Annotated in this window: 13 protein-coding genes; 3 read left to right on the forward strand and 10 right to left on the reverse strand. The window is 46.7% G+C overall.

Going from position 1 to position 18,013, the window contains the following annotated elements:
- Positions 1-99: 99 nt before the first annotated feature.
- The 6 genes from nqrF to JFC05_RS06750 form a co-directional block, all read right to left on the reverse strand.
- Positions 100-1,335: an NADH:ubiquinone reductase (Na(+)-transporting) subunit F gene (nqrF, locus tag JFC05_RS06725; protein ID WP_105244401.1), complete on the reverse strand. Its 1,236-nt coding sequence runs from the start codon at positions 1,333-1,335 to the stop codon at positions 100-102.
- A gap of 121 nt (positions 1,336-1,456) precedes the next feature.
- Positions 1,457-2,065 carry an NADH:ubiquinone reductase (Na(+)-transporting) subunit E gene (gene nqrE / locus JFC05_RS06730; RefSeq protein WP_075101261.1) on the reverse strand — a complete coding sequence of 203 codons (609 nt, stop codon included), beginning with the start codon at positions 2,063-2,065 and terminating at the stop codon, positions 1,457-1,459.
- On the reverse strand, positions 2,065-2,736 hold the full coding sequence (locus tag JFC05_RS06735) for an NADH:ubiquinone reductase (Na(+)-transporting) subunit D (protein ID WP_075101260.1): 672 nt from the start codon (positions 2,734-2,736) through the stop codon (positions 2,065-2,067). The genes nqrE and JFC05_RS06735 overlap by 1 nt, the downstream gene beginning before the upstream one ends.
- Position 2,737: 1 nt before the next feature.
- Positions 2,738-3,634 (reverse strand): Na(+)-translocating NADH-quinone reductase subunit C, encoded by an 897-nt coding sequence (locus tag JFC05_RS06740; RefSeq protein ID WP_198336305.1) that lies wholly within the window; start codon positions 3,632-3,634, stop codon positions 2,738-2,740.
- Positions 3,615-4,850 (reverse strand): NADH:ubiquinone reductase (Na(+)-transporting) subunit B, encoded by a 1,236-nt coding sequence (locus JFC05_RS06745; RefSeq protein WP_192995121.1) that lies wholly within the window; start codon positions 4,848-4,850, stop codon positions 3,615-3,617. The genes JFC05_RS06740 and JFC05_RS06745 overlap by 20 nt, the downstream gene beginning before the upstream one ends.
- Positions 4,851-4,855: 5 nt before the next feature.
- The gene (locus JFC05_RS06750; protein WP_198336306.1) at positions 4,856-6,208 is read right to left on the reverse strand and encodes a Na(+)-translocating NADH-quinone reductase subunit A; all 1,353 of its coding nucleotides are present in this window, start codon (positions 6,206-6,208) and stop codon (positions 4,856-4,858) included.
- Between the two features lie 1,076 nt (positions 6,209-7,284).
- On the opposite strand from JFC05_RS06750, the gene hisA reads away from it, so the two are divergent.
- From hisA to JFC05_RS06765, 3 genes are all read left to right on the forward strand, one after another.
- Complete coding sequence (gene hisA, locus JFC05_RS06755) at positions 7,285-8,022, forward strand: 1-(5-phosphoribosyl)-5-[(5-phosphoribosylamino)methylideneamino]imidazole-4-carboxamide isomerase (RefSeq protein ID WP_198336307.1); 738 nt, start codon at positions 7,285-7,287, stop codon at positions 8,020-8,022.
- Between the two features lie 351 nt (positions 8,023-8,373).
- On the forward strand, positions 8,374-10,029 hold the full coding sequence (locus tag JFC05_RS06760; RefSeq protein WP_198336308.1) for a mechanosensitive ion channel family protein: 1,656 nt from the start codon (positions 8,374-8,376) through the stop codon (positions 10,027-10,029).
- A 258-nt stretch (positions 10,030-10,287) separates the two neighbouring features.
- A complete protein-coding gene (locus tag JFC05_RS06765) occupies positions 10,288-10,575 on the forward strand; it encodes a hypothetical protein (protein WP_198336309.1) in 288 nt (95 codons plus the stop codon).
- A 79-nt stretch (positions 10,576-10,654) separates the two neighbouring features.
- Here the strand turns inward: JFC05_RS06765 and rnr are convergent, their stop codons facing one another.
- The 4 genes from rnr to thrS all read right to left on the reverse strand — a co-directional run bounded on the left by rnr (position 10,655) and on the right by thrS (position 17,280).
- Complete coding sequence (gene rnr, locus JFC05_RS06770) at positions 10,655-12,931, reverse strand: ribonuclease R (RefSeq protein WP_198336310.1); 2,277 nt, start codon at positions 12,929-12,931, stop codon at positions 10,655-10,657.
- Between the two features lie 141 nt (positions 12,932-13,072).
- Complete coding sequence (locus JFC05_RS06775) at positions 13,073-14,317, reverse strand: toxic anion resistance protein (protein WP_198336311.1); 1,245 nt, start codon at positions 14,315-14,317, stop codon at positions 13,073-13,075.
- A gap of 501 nt (positions 14,318-14,818) precedes the next feature.
- Entirely contained in the window at positions 14,819-15,322 is a 504-nt protein-coding gene (infC, locus tag JFC05_RS06780; RefSeq protein WP_198336312.1) for a translation initiation factor IF-3, read from the reverse strand.
- A 23-nt stretch (positions 15,323-15,345) separates the two neighbouring features.
- A complete protein-coding gene (gene thrS / locus JFC05_RS06785) occupies positions 15,346-17,280 on the reverse strand; it encodes a threonine--tRNA ligase (protein WP_198336313.1) in 1,935 nt (644 codons plus the stop codon).
- Positions 17,281-18,013: the final 733 nt, after the last annotated feature.

Below are 18,013 nucleotides of genomic sequence, written 5' to 3' on the forward strand. Positions count from 1 at the left end.
TTTTGAGTCAGTGCTTTTCTTAGCGGTAAATCTTTTGACAAAAAAAGAGCCTCACTTGAGACTCTTTTTTTACTATCGCTTTTAGTGTTGCTTTTTTACTTAGCCACCGAAGTCATCAAGTAGGATGTTTTCATCCTCTACGCCCAAACTATGGAGCATGTCAATTACCGCCGCGTTCATCATCGGTGGCCCACACATGTAGTATTCACAGTCTTCTGGGTTTGGATGGTCTTTTAGGTAATTTTCAAGTAGCACATTATGGATAAAGCCGGTCGGACCATCCCAGTTATCTTCTGGTAATGGATCAGATAGCGCCACATGCCACTCAAAGTTATCGAACTCTTCTTCGAGCTGATCGTAGTCTTCGACATAGAACATTTCACGAATCGAGCGCGCACCGTACCAAAAGCTAATCTTACGCTTAGAATTTAGACGTTTTAGCTGATCGAAGATGTGCGAGCGCATCGGTGCCATACCAGCACCGCCCCCGACGAAGATCATCTCAGCATCGGTATCTTTGGCAAAGAACTCACCATACGGACCTGATACCGTCACCTTATCGCCAGGTTTTAGGCTAAATACCCAAGACGACATCTTGCCCGGCGGGATACCTTCAGGACCACGCGGCGGTGGACTGGCGATACGGATGTTAAACTTAATGATGCCTTTTTCTTCTGGGTAGTTGGCCATCGAGTACGCACGAATGACAGGCTCATCGACTTTTGAGACGTATTTGAAGACGCCGAACTTTTCCCAGTCTTCACGGTACTCTTCACCGATATCAAAGTCTTTGTAATGTACTTCATGCGGCGGCGCTTCTAGCTGTACATAGCCACCAGCGCGGAAGTTGACTTCCTCGCCTTCTGGAATCTTAAGTACCAGCTCTTTGATAAAGGTTGCCACGTTATCGTTAGAGATAACTTCACATTCCCATTTTTGTACATCAAAAAACTCAGGGTCGATCTCGATTTTCATGTCTTGCTTGACAGCTACCTGACAGGCTAAGCGCATGTGATTGCGAATCTCGCCTTGTGTAAAATAGCCTTCTTCGGTGGGCAGGATAGAACCGCCACCTTCAATAACGCGGCAACGACACTGCGCGCACGTACCACCGCCACCACAAGCTGAAGATAAGAAAATACCTTCGCTTGCTAGAGTTTGCAGTAGCTTGCCGCCCGCTGGTGTCACAACGTCATTATCGGGATTATCATTGATATGGATGGTAACATCACCTGAACTGACCAGTCTTGAGCGTGCCGCCAAAATAATGGCGACAAGGCTCATGATGATCAAGGTAAACATAGCAACGCCACCAATCGCCGTAGCATAATCCATGATATGTATCCTTAATCTATGGAGTAGGGGAGTAACAGGACGCCTAGCGTCTACTGCTACCCCTACCGAATAAATGAATTAAATAGGTCAAATCGCTAACTAGGCTTTTCAGCGTAGCGGTTTAGATTGACATACCGCCAAAAGACATAAAGCCAAGTGACATCAGACCAACTGTGATAAAGGTAATACCAAGACCACGCAGCGGCGCTGGGATGTCTGAGTATTTGAGCTTTTCACGGATGCCAGCCAATGCGGTAATCGCTAATGCCCAACCAAAACCTGCGCCCACGCCATATACGACCGATTCGCTAAAGTTGTAGTCACGCTCCACCATAAACAGAACACCACCCAAGATGGCACAGTTGACAGTAATCAGCGGTAAGAACACCCCAAGCGCGTTGTACAAGCTTGGAACGAACTTATCTAAGAACATCTCTAGAATCTGTACGGTCGCAGCAATCAGACCGATATAACTGAGTAGGCCTAAGAAGCTTAGGTCAATATCAGGAAAACCTGCCCATGCCAGCGCCCCACTTTTTAGGATAAACTGAAACAACAGATTGTTTAGCGGTACGGTGATGGCCATCACGACAATGACCGCGACCCCAAGACCTATGGCCGTTGAGACTTTTTTGGACACTGCCAAAAAGGTACACATACCTAAGAAATAGGCCAGCGCCATATTCTCGATAAAGACTGAGGTTATAAATAAACTAACATAGTGTCCCATTAGTGACCGCCTCCATGTACCATGCCTTTAGATTGCGGCTTCATGACAAACTCAGCGTCTTCAACTTGTTCTGGTTTCCAGATACGCACAATGGCGATAAACAAACCGATGATAAAGAACGCTGACGGTGGTAGTAATAACAAACCGTTTGGAATATACCAGCCGCCATCAGTGACAGGCTGCAAGATGGTGATACCAAACCAGGTACCGGCACCGAGTAGCTCACGGATGGTTGCGACAAATAACAATACCGCTGAATACCCGAGGCCGTTACCGATCCCATCCAAAAAACTAGGGACAGGCGGATTGCTCATGGCAAAGGCTTCGGCACGGCCCATCACGATACAGTTGGTAATGATCAAACCAACGAAGACCGATAGACCTTTACTCACATCATAAGCCACCGCTTTTAGTACCTGATCGACCAAAATAACCAACGAGGCAATAATCGTCATCTGGACGATGATACGGATGCTCGATGGAATTTGCTTACGGATGATAGAGATAAAAAAGCTCGAAAACGCTGTTACCAGTGTCAAGGCCACACACATCACCATGGCGTTGGCCATGCTGGTGGTGACTGCCAATGCCGAGCAGATACCTAGGATCTGTAGGGCAATGGGGTTATTGTCAAAGATAGGCGTGGTTAAAATACTTTTGGTGTCAGCCATGTTATGCCTCCTTGCCGTTTGCTACTGGCGCTGCCAGTTCGGTGTTCGGTTTAGCTGTCAGCGTCGCTTGACTGGCTTGCGTGTCTGCATTGTCAATCGTTTGACCACTGTCTTGGCGCAGCTTATCTAGATAAGGCTTGTAGCCTTGCTCACCCAGCCAAAACTGAATCATATTGCTGACACCGCGACCCGTTAAGGTTGCACCGCTGATGCCATCGACCCAGTTATCTTTTGGTGTGCCAGCTTTGGTCACGCCAGTAGCCACATTGCCATCTTCGTCATACGACTGGATGCCACTCCATTGGGCGCGCCACTCTGGCTCTTCGATACGAGCACCGAGCCCTGGGGTTTCTTTATGCTCATAAAAACTGATACCTTTGATGGTATTCATGTCGCTCTCAAGCGTTAAGAAACCATAGATCGTGCCCCATAGGCCATAGCCTTGAATCGGTAGTACCACCACTTCAGGATTGCCAGCGTCGTCGCTTTTTACGTAGACTTTGGCATATTTTGGCTTACGGCCAATACCAGCAGGATCGTTGTCGCCCAAGTCTTCACTCAAAGCTTGGTTTTTGGTCGCTTGACTGGCGTCATAGGCGTTGCGATCAGGGATACCAGCGGCTTTTAGCGCCTCATCATCGAGATAGTCACCTGTATTTAGGTCGATGATCTCGACATCAAAATCTTTAAAACGCTTAGCCACATCGCTTGCAGTATCTGACTCAGCATTGTACATGCCGGCGGCAACGAGGATGTTTTTGTTACGGTCTAAGCGAGCATTTTCGATTTGTGCTGGTTTTAGACCCACAGCAACTGCCGAGACCAATACAGAGCACACCAAACATAGCGTCAGTGCAACGCTGATGGTTTTTGCGTTATTACTTTTGGGCTTGGACATAACGAACCCTCCGAGCAGTTTGGCGTTTGATGTTTGCTTGGGTAACAAAGTAATCAAACAATGGAGCAAATAAGTTGGCGAATAAAATGGCCAGCATGATGCCTTCTGGGAAGGCTGGGTTGACGACGCGAATCAATACGGTCATAAAACCAATCAAGATGCCATACGCCCAGCGGCCTTTATTGGTATGCGCAGCAGAGACAGGATCGGTTGCCATAAATACCGCACCGAAAGCGAAGCCACCGATGACCAAATGCCAATAAAACGGCAGATTCATCATCAGATTGTCTTCTGAGCCAATCATATTAAAGGCCAGCGAGGTGGCGATGAGGCCGACCACACAGCCTGCCATGATGCGCCATGAGGCGATACGCGTCCACAGTAGTACGGCCGCACCCATGAGGATAGCGAGCGTAGAGACTTCACCGATACTGCCTTGCATGTTGCCCAAGAACGCATCACTCCAAGTGATGGCATTACCATAGACATCGACGAAATCTTGTGGAGCGACGCCAAGTGCTGCAAGACCAAGCGGGGTCGCGCCAGAGAAGCCGTCCACCGCTGTCCAGATTGAGTCACCTGACATATACGCTGGATAGGCAAAGTAGAGGAAGGCACGACCTGATAGGGCCGGGTTTAGGAAGTTTTTACCCGTACCACCGAAGACCTCTTTTGCCACGACCACACCAAAGATGATACCCAAGGCGACTTGCCATAATGGGATATCTGGCGGTAGACAAAGCGCAAAGAGCACTGAGGTCACAAAGAAACCTTCGTTGACTTCATGGCCGCGCACCACGGCAAAGATAATCTCACAGAGAATACCAACCGCGAAGGTGACGATATAAATGGGTAAGAACTGCATGGCCCCATAGACAAAGCTGGCCCAAATACTATCTGGGTTGTAGCCTGCCATGCTGGTGATGACCGTGCGCCAGCCTTCAGGCTGCAAGCCTAGCTGAGCGATAGCGGTTAATGCTTGGTGGCCGATATTGTACATACCCCAAAACATCGCAGGGAAGGTACAGAGCCAGACGGTAATCATGATGCGTTTGAGATCGATACCATCGCGCACGTGTGACGAGGCGTAGGTAGTGGTACCAGGCTGACGCAAAAACGTATCGAACATCTCAAAGATGGCATAGTACTTTTCGTGTTTGCCACCCTTGGTAAAAGACGGCTCCATACGATCGAACATATTGTGTAAAAATTTCATCGTGGTTAGCCCTCCAGCTCAATGCGCGTTAAGTTATCACGCAAGATATCACCGAATTCATATTTGCCAGGAGAGACGAAGGTGCATAATGCCAAATCTTCTTCGTCCAATTCGAGTGCGCCCAAATCAACGGCGCTAACGATGTCCTCAACAATCAAGGCACGTAGTAGCTGTGTTGGCAGATAATCTTGCGGCATGACTTCTTCATAGACACCGATGGGTACCATCGCACGCGGTGAGCCGTTGCTGGTGGTGGTGAAGTTGTATTTTTTGCCACCAAAAAACTGCGAGATATAGATCGGCAGTTTAGAGAAGCGGTTTTTACCAACGGTAAAGAAGTGAAATGCTGGACGCTCACGGCCTTCAGGTAGGACGCTGACTTGGTTGTGAAAGCGGCCAAGATAAGCGATGCTGCTAAATACCTTGCGTCCTGACAGCACTGAGCCTGAAATGACACGGTTTTCACCAGCGGCCAGTTGGCCTTTGGTCAATGCTGTGATGTCAGCACCGCGTTCGGTTGCGATCAGATGTGGCGTATTGACTGCAGGGCCTGCCAAGCTAATCATACGGCGTGTGTACAAGCGGCCAGTGGTAAATAGCTTACCGATAGCAATTACATCTTGATAGCCAATCGTCCAGACGGTGACACCGCGCATGATTGGATGCAAAAAGTGAATGTGCGTGCCGGCCAGTCCTGCTGGGTGCTTACCTGCAAAACTATGATACTCAGTGACGTTGTTTGCCGCGGTTTTTGCAACGGGCGTCAGGCTAGCATCACCATGATGACAGACAAAAGTCTTAGGGCTGAGGGTAGATAATACTGCGAGGCCGTCATTGAACGCTTGCAGCTCCTCATTGATCAGCAGCATCGGGTCAAACGCAAGTGGATTGGTATCCATCGCGGTGACAAAGATGGCATGCGGACGGGCACCGATTTCTGGTGCGCGGCTATAGGGGCGCGTACGAAACGCAGTCCATTCGCCAGAGGCCAGCAGTTGGGTTTCAACGACCTTCGAGTCTAGGTCAGCAAGTTGCTGGGAGTCATAGCGCTCGAAGTCTACTTCTTCACCGTTTGGGTCGACCGCAATCACAAGGCTTTCAAACACTCGGCGCTCGCCGCGATTGATCGCGACGACTTTACCAGCAGCAGGGGCAGTGTAGATAACACCAACACGTTTTTTGTCTTCAAAAACGGGCTGGCCTTTAGCTACGACATCACCTTCTTTGACATTCATTGTGGGTTTCATACCCACATAATCATAGCCAATGACTGCTACATGTGTTGGTTGGTGCTCAGATATCTCGCGGGAGGGTTCACCGGTGATGGGCAAATCCAAACCTTTTTTGATGGTAATCATAAGCGAAAACTTAGTCCATAGTCTAAAACGATACCAGACGTCCTGTTTGGTATATCGGCAGCATGAACATCTGCGTCATTTAATAAAGCCCTCAACTCGCTATTCCTATAGTAGGATAGAGATACATAAGGCTTTGAAAACAACGCAAGAATATCACTGCTAGTAAGAGTATTAACGCTGACCTTAGACTCCTTAACAACACGTTAATGTCTTATTCGAATTACCAAAGTTGGCGACTGGCTACCAAGGTGTATGCTAAAACCATCAAACCAAACGCACTCACTTTGGGTGTTGGCCAAAAGCGACTGCATTGATCGTAAACAGCTCCATCATACGTTTCATTGAAAATTAAAACCTGTAAACCAGCACGATTGTCGCTTTATGAAATGGCTTTTTGTTGCAGAGCCAATGACATAAAAACGCAGCCAAGTAATCTACAAAGATAGATAAACTGGTCGAAGTCACACTAGCCCTGCCGCTGGTAGACATACGGTATATGACCATCTGCCGCTGGGAATATAGGAGTGACTGTCTAAGGCGTTATCTCATGATAGGGATGTAAGGGAGATATATAAAAAGACGTCTCAAGGGTAATGGCGCAGCGCAGTCTGCTCTCAGACTGGCATTGAAGATTGTTACGTTAACCCTTTTAGCCAACTGTCAGCCAATATTGTACTGGTTCATTTAGCTGTTGCTCGATTCATCCTGACCGCCATGAGCACTTCAGTGATGGTTAACTGAAAAAAAGTGTGGCGCATGGTTGCTATCATATAGAAACAAATACAAATTTACCTAGGATTATACGCTAAATTGACCTAAAATTGCCAGCCGGTAAGTGAATTTACCTAATGTTGCCAGTGTTTCCGTCTGCTAAAACTTATGGTTATGATTGTTAAGTTTTTGGCATTATTCGTTGTTTGAATTATTCAGATTTGAGCCAACACGAAGAGAATTTACTGATACTATATTCTGACTGATTTTGTTAGCCACTGATTTCGAAATGGTCTGCGGTAGTATTTTAGTATCAGTGATATGTTAGATTACTTATTTTATTTGTGCGTTATAAGGAATGTCCTATGTGTGCTGTGCCTGTCATTATTCCGGCGATTGATTTAAAAGATGGTAAATGTGTGCGCTTAAAGCAAGGCCGTATGGAGGATGATACGGTGTTTTCTGACGATCCTGTGGCCATGGCGGCGCGCTGGGTAGAAGAAGGTGCGCGCCGCTTACATTTGGTGGACTTAAATGGCGCGTTTGATGGGGTACCAGTACATAGACAAGTGGTCAATGACATCGCCAAGGCTTATCCAACTCTGCCTATCCAGTTGGGCGGCGGTGTGCGCAATATGAACACCATCGAGCAGTACATCACTGCAGGTTTGACGTACATTATTATCGGCACCAAAGCAGTCGAAGATCCCAACTTCGTCACTGAAGCTTGCCGTGAGTTTGCAGGACATATCATCGTGGGTATCGATGCCAAAGACGGTATGGTGGCGACCCATGGCTGGGCAAATGTCACTGATACTCGCGCTACCGAGCTGGCCAAGCGCTTTGCCGATGTAGGCGTATCGTCAATCGTCTATACCGACATCGCCCGTGACGGTATGATGCAAGGCGTCAACGTCGAACAGACAGTCAATCTAGCTCGCGAAGGTGGCCTGCCTGTGATTGCCTCAGGCGGCGTGACCGACATAAAAGACATCGAACTACTAAAACCCTATGGCGACTGTATCGAGGGTATCATCACCGGCCGCGCCATCTACGAAGGCACACTCGATTTGCGTGCTGCTCAAGCATATCTAGACAGCTAAGCTCACCTAAGATTTGCTAAAAAATTACTCGCTAAGCTCTTACTTGCTGGGCTCAGCGCTCAATGGCGAGGACTCAATGGCGAGGACTCAATGGCGAGGACTCAATGGCGAGGACTCAATGGCGAGGACTCAATGGCGAGGACTCAATGGCGAGGACTCAATGGCGAGGATAGGCAACGCGCTACGGCTATCTGTTTGCTGCGCCATAGCGGCGGCGTCAAGCAAATAGCCGTATGTTTGCTTTATCGTAGATAGATTTACGCCTAGCTGATAAGGTAAGACAAAGAGCAGGAACCACGCTTGCATAAGACCTTGAGGTTTTGGCAATGATGCAACAAGCAAAGGATGCTTATGTCGATTTATCTCACGCAAAAAACGCCCACCATCATCCGCCGTCTGGCCAGTCTGTGTGGTCAGCTGCTGTTGCTATTGGCGCTGCTTGGTCAGCTGCCAACTCATGCAGCTATTGAAGATGCTGCCTCCATTAGTGCTGCGCTCAGTGGTGACAATGTTGACAATGCAGAAGCGCTTGATGAAGACAATGCCGAGCCAGCACCTGCTACCTCTGACAGCATAGCTGAGACGCCAGAGATTATAGAGCCATCACCTGAGCCTGACCCGCCGCCTATCATCAGTGGTGAGAGTACCAATAACGCGCAAATCGAGACCACGCCGACTCCGCAAAAAGACAATGATATCCGCCAACGTATCACTGGTATATTTTCAGAAATAGACGGGTTGCAAGCGGTCAATGTCAGCGTGACGCAAGGGGTGGTTACCCTGACGGGAGAGACGCCCAATGAAAAAAAGGCGCAGCAAGCCATTAACTTGACCAATCGCTTGACAGATGTGGTCACGGTCGAAGACCGAATTAATCGCACCCTAGATGTACAAGACAACGTTACCACTGTCTATCAAGGCCTAAAAGCACAGGTGACCAATCTAGTGAAGGCATTGCCGCTACTATTGGTCGGTATAGTGCTGTTTGGCTTGGTGACTTGGTTTGGCAGCTGGCTCTCCAATCGCAAAAACATGTGGCAACGTCTGACGCCAAATCCATTTGTGGCAGAGCTACTGGCCCAAACCATCAAAGTTATTTTTATCATCTTTGGTCTGATCTTGGCGCTGAGCCTGATCGGCGCAGAAACTGTCTTGGGTACGCTACTTGGCGGGGCAGGCGTGATTGGTATCGCAGTTGGTTTTGCGGTCAAAGACACGATTGAAAACTATATTGCCTCACTCATGCTTAGCATCCGGCAACCGTTTCGCGCGCGTGACCACATTGTCATCAATGGGCAAGAGGGTATCGTCGTGCGCCTGACATCGCGGGCGACTATTTTGATGACTTTAGATGGCAACCAGCTGCGCATTCCGAATGCCGAGGTCTTTAAAGGTACTATTCTAAATTACACCAAAAACCCTGAGCGCCGCTTTACTTTTGAGCTGGGTGTGGACGCCAACGATGACCCGCTGGCAGCCATCAAGATTGGGCTAGATGCGATACACCAGTTGGCGTTTGTCTTAGATGAGCCAAAAGCGATTGCCGTCATTACCAATGTTGGCGACTCAAATATCATTTTAGAGTTTCAGGTATGGGTGGATCAATCCGAGACCGATTTTTCTAAAGCGCGTAGTATCGCCATTCGCGAGACCAAGCACGCGCTAGAAAATGAAGGCTTTAGCTTACCTGAGCCTATTTATCGACTGCGTTTTAACCATAAATTAGAGCAAGCTTTTGAGCAGATGCCACAAAACAACGCCACCTCGGGTGCTACCCTTACGACCACCGTGCCCAGCGCTACTTCAAGCAATCAAGTGCCAAGCTCCACCGATGATAAAGATAAAGAGCAAGCAAAAGCCCGTGCCAAAACTATTTTGCAAGGCCGCAGTGCCAGCGATGTCCTCGATGCCCGCCCCGATGATAAGCTGATGGAAAAGGTCGAGCAAGAAATCGCAGAAAACTCAGATGAGACTGATTTGCTAAATAACAATAGCCCGCAAGAATAATCAGCTTAGCGCCTGTCCGCAACTCAATCGATAGCCATCTAAATGAGTGAAAAATGGCTAAATCTGGCCAAACAGGGTCAAATAGCTGACTAATATCTCGAGATTATCTGCGCTATCTTCCTTGTTTAGTGGCAAATGTTTAGCGGCAGTTTATCTCATTTTTATCACCATTTTTAAAATGCGAACAGGCCCTAAAAAACGGCATAAAAAGTGCAATAAAATAGATATTTGATGACTATCTAGAGACGAGACACTTTTATGCAAATGAAACATTTGATTATCTTTGCACTTGTGGGCATGGTGGTATTATTGGGTTTTAATCTGATAAGCGGGCATCAGCGTGATAAGCACAGAGAGATACTAGTAAACAATAATAGCGCTGAGTCGGCGACTGCGACAGATGCAGGTGCAAACACTGGCGAAAATATTGCCAGTCAGCCGTTAGGTCAGCAGCCCAAGGCCATCTTGGATGATGCCACCGCGCAGATAGAGCAAGCACAGCTAGCCGAGCAGCAGCGAGTCGCGCAAGTGGCTAAAGCCCAGTAGCGTAGCGGGCACAAAAAAAGGCTAACACTGGGTTAGCCTTTTTTATCAATACCTTTTTATCTACCACATCTTATGTAGCTTAGCTTTTTTTGCTTGAGCCTTTGCGATTGCTGCTCTTTTTAGCTGGTGATTTTTTGGCTGGTTGTTTTTTAGCTTGGTCTTTTTTGGTTTGGTTCATCTCACTGGCTTGTAGCTTGGCTTGTAAATCAAAGTCAATTTGTAGCAAGTCCATATTAACGCCTGCGACTTTGACTTTGACCAAATCGCCCAGACCAAACAGCGTACCTTTGTCTTTACCGATAAGCTGCTGCTGCGTCTCATCATAGACAAAGAAGTCATCGCCGACGTTTGAGATATGCACCAGACCGTCGATATACAAGTCAGTCAAGGTGACAAATAAGCCAAAGCTCGTCACGGTGGTCACCACGCCATTGAACTCTTCACCGACATGATCTTTCATGTAGTGACATTTGAGCCATGACTCCACAAAACGCGAGGCTTTTTCGGCGCGGCGCTCGGTATCTGAGGTTTGCGTGCCTGCGTCTTCGAGTGAAAAATCCATCACTGGCTGTTTGCTACCCGTGACTTTTGCCTTGATCGCACGATGTAGCATCAAATCAGGATAACGGCGGATAGGCGAGGTAAAGTGACTGTACTCGTCATACGCCAAGCCAAAGTGACCGATGTTGTCCGGCGCGTAGTTGGCCTGCATCATCGAGCGCAGCAGCATGCTGTGGATGCTAATGGCATCGGGTCTGTCTTTGGTGGCTTCGATGATACGCTGATAATCGGCCTGCGTTGGGCTCTCTTCTGGAAAGCTCAAACCAAAATTTTTGGCGTACTCATGGATACGCATGGATTTTTCGCTATCTGGCCGATCGTGGTTGCGATATAAGACAGGCAGCTCATGCTTGAGAGCAAAGTTTGCCGCACAAGTATTGGCCAGTAGCATACATTCTTCGATCAGCTTTTGCGCATCGCCGCGCGTACGTGGCAATATTGCTTCAATGCCACCTTTTTCATCAAACTTAATGTAGGTCTCTACTGTCTCAAACTCCATCGCATGACGCTCTTCGCGTTTTTTCAAAAGCAGCTCATAGAGTTGATGCAGTGTATCAATTGATTTTTTGACGTCTTTATTGCCTGTCAAAGACTCAGGCACGCCTTTGTCTTTTGGATTGTCAAAATACGCGTTGACTTGGTTGTATGTCAAGCGTGCTTGTGAGTGCATCACACCTGGATAAAACTCATAGCCTGTGATTTTACCAGCGCGCGATATCTTGATATCAGCCACCATACATAGGCGATCACGATCAGGGTTTAGCGAACAAAGACCATTCGACAATACTTCAGGGAGCATCGGAATGACACGATGCGGGAAGTATACTGACGTACCCCGCTCATACGCGTCTTTATCTAACGGCGAGTTTGGCGTGACGTAGTGGCTGACATCCGCGATAGCCACTAAGACGCGGTAGTTACCGCCTGAACGTTTTTCGGCATATACCGCATCGTCGAAGTCGCGTGCGTCTTCACCATCGATGGTGACTAGGGGTAAATGACGTAAGTCAGTACGGCCCTTTAGGTCTTTGTCAGTAGGCTCCTCGTAATCATTGGCTTGCTTGAGAGCCGCTTCACTAAATTCTGATGGAATATCATAATTCAGTAACGTCGTTTCGATGATCAGCTCGCGGTCGTTGTCATCGGAGAGAACTTCAGTGATTTTGCCAGTAGCAAACTCGTGCTGGTTTGGCCAATCGATGATGTCGATTTTAACGGGTGCGCCTTGCTTTGCGTTTAGAGCCTGTACGTTGTCATCAGTGACAGTAATGGGTTGGTGATGGTTTGGACTACCAAGCTCGACACAGTAACCTTCGTCATCACGTGCTAGCGTACCGATGAAGTTGTTTTGACGACGCTCTATGATATCGACGATGCGGCCTTCGGTGCGACCGCGGTTGTCTGTTGAGGTGCCGATTGCGGCTACTGTATCGCCGTTAAATACCCAACGCATTTGTTTTTCGTGCAAAAACAAATCGGGCATGTCTTCTAATAGCACAAAGCCAAAACCTTTGGGGTGCGCAGACACAGTACCGGTGACCACATCTTGCTTAGTCACTGTCCGATAACGATAAGGACGACCTTCACGGTTTACTTGACCGTCGCGTGCCATGGCTTTTAGGCGATTGCCCAGCGCATCAAACTGATCTGGATCTTCAATCTCAAAGATCTGCGCCAGCTGCTTGTGAGTGACTTCGCCATGCTCATTAATCGTGCTCAGTATTAGCTCGCGACTAGGGATAGGATTGTCATATCTTTTTGCCTCACTTGAGGCGTTTGGATCGTTCCAACTCATAAATTACCGTATCTATTTTTAAAATTATTAATAAGGGCTATCTTAACACGAACGACGAGGCAATATCTTGCGTCAATCGTCTAATCTGTATTAAGTCGCAGCAAGCTGTCTGCTTTTACAGAAGACAGCTGAAAAAGCCCATCAAATATCGATATCCACCGCATTGGACTTATCGGTGATTTTTTTGCTGTCTAATTCCTTTGAGACCTCTAGTACCGTGGTCTGATTGGATTTATCGAGATACTTTTGTGCTTTATCGACCTCAGTGGTCAAGGTATTGACCGTTTGTTTCATGTTCTCTAGCGCTTCAACTTTATAATTGCTGATCATGTCCATCGTATCATAGACATTATTGAAGGCGTTTTGCAGTTTATCAAGCTCGATACTGCTGCTGGTCGCCTGCTCATGGATCTCGCCCGATTGACGTTTGAGCATCGCAGAGGTCGATTCGATCAAACTGCTGGTGGTTTTATTCAGCGCAGTGATTTGATCAAGTACCAGTTTTTGATTGGTCATCGCTTGTGCGACCACCACCGCCGTGCGGAGCGCTGAGATGGTCGTCGTGGTCGCGCGATCGACACCTTTGATCAGCTCCAGATTGTTTTTGCGAATGGTATCAAGCGCCAAATAACCTTGGACGTTGACGGCCAACTGCGTCAAAAAGTCGGTGTTTTTTTGGCGCACATAAAACAGCATCTCTTCTTTGATGATGCGCGCTTTTTCTGGGTCAGTCGCCTCGATGGCATAGACTTTTTGCTCCAACTGCTCATCGATTTTTTTGCCCACATAAATGTACTGACGAATCGATTGCATCAGCTCCCACATATTGACTTTTTCTTGCTCAATCATGGCGTTGTCTTTGAGCAGCTCGTCTTTGCCGTTATAGAGACTGGTCACGACGGCATTGATATGTGACTGCGCTGACTCGTATTGACGAAAGTAATCTTGAACCTTGTTGCCAAAAGGAATAAGGCCAAACAGCTTGCGTGAGCTGGTCAAATCTTTTTTGCTAGGGTCCAAATCTTCGACGATACCGCGCAGCTCTGTCAGAGATTTGGCGATGGGGGAGTTATCAAACAAATTGTCGTTGATGCTTTTTGCTGGCAGCTCGAGCATACGATTAGAAACTTGCGCGGACTCACGAATCTCTTTATTGCCTAAGTTGTGTATGGACTGGACGTTTTGTTGAAACTCAGGGCTATGTACAGAGTTGGTGATGACATGATCGACAAAAGCATCAACTTTAGCATCGAGCTCTGGTATCTGGCTTTTATCGAGGGTTACCATCTGGTCGGCTTCACTTTTTTGTATTTCTTTGACGGGCTCAGGCGGCGTCAGTGAAATGCTTGGCGCAGCGGCATTTTCTGGTGGCGTCAATTCTTGCATAAAGTTTCCTATAATATCTAGAGGGAAAAAATCAGTAATACATCATCCGTGCGGTTTATGTAGTGTCGACTATATCGGGTATTGTTTTATTTAAAAGACAAGTCGCGGCCTGTATGTCACAGCCTGTGGTTTATATAAAGCCGAATAAATACAAAGGCGAATAAATACAGAGCCATTGAGCTTTAGACTAACTGGTAATGAAAAGCTTGAGAAGAGAGGTTTTGTAAAATAGCGTCAGCTTGTGATACCAAAAACAGTGTTTAAAAACGCTATAACTGATAAAAACTATAGGTGATAAAAACCATAGTTAATAAAGGCAATATCGCTGCTTATGATAAATAGGCAGAAAGCCTATGTACAAAAAAACCATCAATATCCCGTAGCATATTGATGGTCAACAGTATAAGTATCCATATTAATCAATATCGACATTATCTAACATCGACGGATTAGCATGCCGATTGATAGCTGCCACTAACTAATAGCAATCTGGTTAGTCGATCACTTTTTCTTAGTTGGGCCGAGCAGCATACCCATCTGACGACCTTCCATCTTAGGATATTGTTCGACGTTTGAGATATCAGCGGTATCTTCAATGATGCGGTCAAGTTGCTTGCGACCAATCTCTTGGTGCGCCATTTCGCGTCCACGGAAACGAATACTAATCTTAACCTTATCTTGATTTTCTAAGAAACTAATGATTTTACGCAGCTTAACTTGATAATCCGCCTCTTCAGTACTAGGGCGTAGTTTCATCTCTTTAAGCTGAGTCTGCTTTTGGTTTTTCTTAGCTTCTTTGGCCTTTTGTTTTTGATCATATAAGAAGTGCTTATAATCCATGATCTTACATACAGGCGGTTTTGCTTCAGGAACCAATTCGACCAAATCTAAGTTTTCATCACGCGCCGCTTTCATCGCGGTTTCGATATCGACCACGCCCATTTGTTCGCCGTCTTCTTTAACGAGTCGGACTTCTTTGACTTTGATATCTTCGTTGATGTTCAAACGGTTGGACTGTTTAATAGGTATTACTCCTCATCTGTTTTTGGGGTCTGTCGGCCTTTTTTACCGACAGCGGTCTGTACTAATGCCATAAAGTCAGAGATACTCATCACGCCAAGGTTTTCGCCTTCACGCGTCCGGACATTGACGCTGCCCGTTTCAATCTCTTTATCCCCTAATACTAGCATATAGGGAATACGTTCTAATGTTTTCTCTCGTATCTTAAATCCAATCTTTTCGTTACGCAAGTCGCTAACGGCTCGAATACCGACGTTTTTCAGCTCATTAACCACATTTTCACAAGCCTCTGCTTGCTTGTCAGTGATATTCATCACCACCACTTGCTTGGGTGCAAGCCATACTGGCATCCAACCGGCATAGTGTTCGATCAAAATACCGATGAAACGCTCGAACGATCCTAAGATAGCACGGTGTAGCATGATTGGGGTTTCACGCTCGTTTTGTTCGTTGACGAATTCGGCATCAAGACGCTCAGGCATATTGGGGTCGACCTGAATGGTACCGCACTGCCAAACGCGGCCTAGAGAGTCTTTTAGACTAAATTCAATCTTCGGACCATAAAACGCGCCTTCACCCGGTAAGTATTCCCAATCGAGACCTGAGCTGTCGAGAGCATCGGCCAAAGCTTTTTCGGAAAAATCCCAAGACTCATCAGAGCCGACACGCTTTTCAGGGCGGGTGGAGAGCTTCATAATGATGTTGTCAAAGCCGAAGTCTTCGTAGACTTTTAGGGTCAGTTTAATAAAGTCAGCGACCTCTTGCTGAATTTGTGCTGCGGTACAGAAGATATGCGCATCATCTTGAGTAAAGCCGCGTACGCGCATCAAACCATGTAGCGAACCTGAAGGCTCATTACGGTGACACGAGCCAAACTCTGCCATACGCAGTGGCAGGTCACGATATGACTTTAGGCCTTGGTTAAATACTTGCACGTGACATGGGCAGTTCATTGGCTTTACCGCATAATCACGGTTTTCGCTGGCAGTGGTAAACATATTGGTGGCATAGTTGCCCCAGTGTCCTGAGCGCTCCCACAAGCTACGATCAACGATTTGCGGTGTTTTAATTTCTTCATAGCCGTGATCGTGTTGGACTTTGCGCATATATTGCTCAAGCACTTGATAAATCGTCCAGCCATTAGGGTGCCAAAACACCATGCCCGGCGCTTGCTCTTGCATATGAAACAGATTGAGCGCTTTACCAATTTTACGGTGGTCGCGTTTTTCCGCTTCTTCAATACGCTGGATATAGGCCTTTAGGTCTTTTTTATCAGCCCACGCTGTACCATAGATACGTTGCAGCTGCTCGTTTTTGGCATCACCGCGCCAGTATGCACCCGACATTTTGGTCAGTTTAAACACCTTCAAAAACCGTGTGTTTGGCACATGCGGCCCACGGCACATATCGACGTACTCTTGATGATGGTACAGACCAAAGGCTTCTTCACCCGGCATATCATTGATCAGTTTCAGCTTATAATCTTCGCCGCGCGCTTCGAATATCTTGATGACTTCATCGCGCGGTGTCATTTTTTTGATAACATCATAATCTTGTTTGATCAGTTGCATCATGCGTTTTTCGATGGCTTCCATATGCTCAGGGGTAAACGGCGTCTCGCTATAGATGTCGTAATAAAAACCATCTTCGATGACCGGTCCGATGACCATTTTTACCTCTGGATAGAGCTGTTTTACTGCATGACCTAACAAGTGGGCGCAGGAGTGGCGAATGATATCGACACCGTCAGCGTCTTTTGGCGTCACGATTTCAACTTTGGCATCATGGGTGATCGGATCGTGTGCATCGACTAATTGACCATCAACGCGCCCAGCGACTGTCGCTTTGGCAAGTCCTGCACCAATACTCTGCGCCACTTCCATGACAGTTGTATTGCCTTCAAAGTTTTTTACGCTACCATCTGGTAAAGTAATCGCTACCATAATCTATTCACCTTTTTGGATCCGTTGGCAGTGATGATTGCAACCATCAATCATATAACCGTAAGACCGCATCAATTATATCTAACTGCTGTGATATGTTAAGAAAAGTACCACCCAAAATACTAAGTTGAGACGATATTAACAGCAGGCTTTTGGCCACTTTATCTAAAGGCTCACTTTAGCATTACAAGGTAGTGTCATAAAAGCCACTATTATAGCAAACACTGCCTAGCAACACTAGGTTGGAGACTATAGATACAAAGTGACAAAAGTATTATAACAAGCGACGTCAGCACGGTGACTGTTCAAGTATCGATGCAGCACTTGATGCTTCAAGGTTACCTAATTACCGATGCTATGAAAAATAACGTCTTATCTCGCTGCATCATGTTTATATCGGATTGACTATATAAGTATTTATTAAGCAGATTTCAATAGGTAATAGATAACGCCAATTTTGCTACCACTATATAACTAATGAAGTGATGATGGTTTAAGTCGCAGCGCCGTCCTAAAAAAAGTTTTTTCACTAACATATTGAAAATACTAGTCTATTTTATATTTATCAAAATTAATTAAAAAACTTGTCAAAAAGCAGTTGACACCCGTCAGAAACTCTCTATAATACGCACCTCATCAGGACGAGCTAAGCATTACTAGGGTAAATTACATAGTAATAACGCAGCGAACCTTGAGAAACAAATTATAAAAAAAGCTTGACAAACCAAATCGT

Source organism: Psychrobacter celer (assembly GCF_016107555.1).
GTDB classification, from domain to species: domain Bacteria; phylum Pseudomonadota; class Gammaproteobacteria; order Pseudomonadales; family Moraxellaceae; genus Psychrobacter; species Psychrobacter celer.

Excerpts from the sequence above, each read along its gene's own strand:
- nqrF (WP_105244401.1), bottom strand. The coding sequence starts at position 1,335 with ATGGATTATGCTACGGCGATTGGTGGCGTTGCTATGTTTACCTTGATC.
- nqrE (WP_075101261.1), bottom strand. The coding sequence starts at position 2,065 with ATGGGACACTATGTTAGTTTATTTATAACCTCAGTCTTTATCGAGAAT.
- JFC05_RS06735 (WP_075101260.1), bottom strand. The coding sequence starts at position 2,736 with ATGGCTGACACCAAAAGTATTTTAACCACGCCTATCTTTGACAATAAC.
- JFC05_RS06740 (WP_198336305.1), bottom strand. The coding sequence starts at position 3,634 with ATGTCCAAGCCCAAAAGTAATAACGCAAAAACCATCAGCGTTGCACTG.
- JFC05_RS06745 (WP_192995121.1), bottom strand. The coding sequence starts at position 4,850 with ATGAAATTTTTACACAATATGTTCGATCGTATGGAGCCGTCTTTTACC.
- JFC05_RS06750 (WP_198336306.1), bottom strand. The coding sequence starts at position 6,208 with ATGATTACCATCAAAAAAGGTTTGGATTTGCCCATCACCGGTGAACCC.
- hisA (WP_198336307.1), top strand. The coding sequence starts at position 7,285 with ATGTGTGCTGTGCCTGTCATTATTCCGGCGATTGATTTAAAAGATGGT.
- JFC05_RS06760 (WP_198336308.1), top strand. The coding sequence starts at position 8,374 with ATGTCGATTTATCTCACGCAAAAAACGCCCACCATCATCCGCCGTCTG.
- JFC05_RS06765 (WP_198336309.1), top strand. The coding sequence starts at position 10,288 with ATGCAAATGAAACATTTGATTATCTTTGCACTTGTGGGCATGGTGGTA.
- rnr (WP_198336310.1), bottom strand. The coding sequence starts at position 12,931 with ATGAGTTGGAACGATCCAAACGCCTCAAGTGAGGCAAAAAGATATGAC.
- JFC05_RS06775 (WP_198336311.1), bottom strand. The coding sequence starts at position 14,317 with ATGCAAGAATTGACGCCACCAGAAAATGCCGCTGCGCCAAGCATTTCA.
- thrS (WP_198336313.1), bottom strand. The coding sequence starts at position 17,280 with ATGGTAGCGATTACTTTACCAGATGGTAGCGTAAAAAACTTTGAAGGC.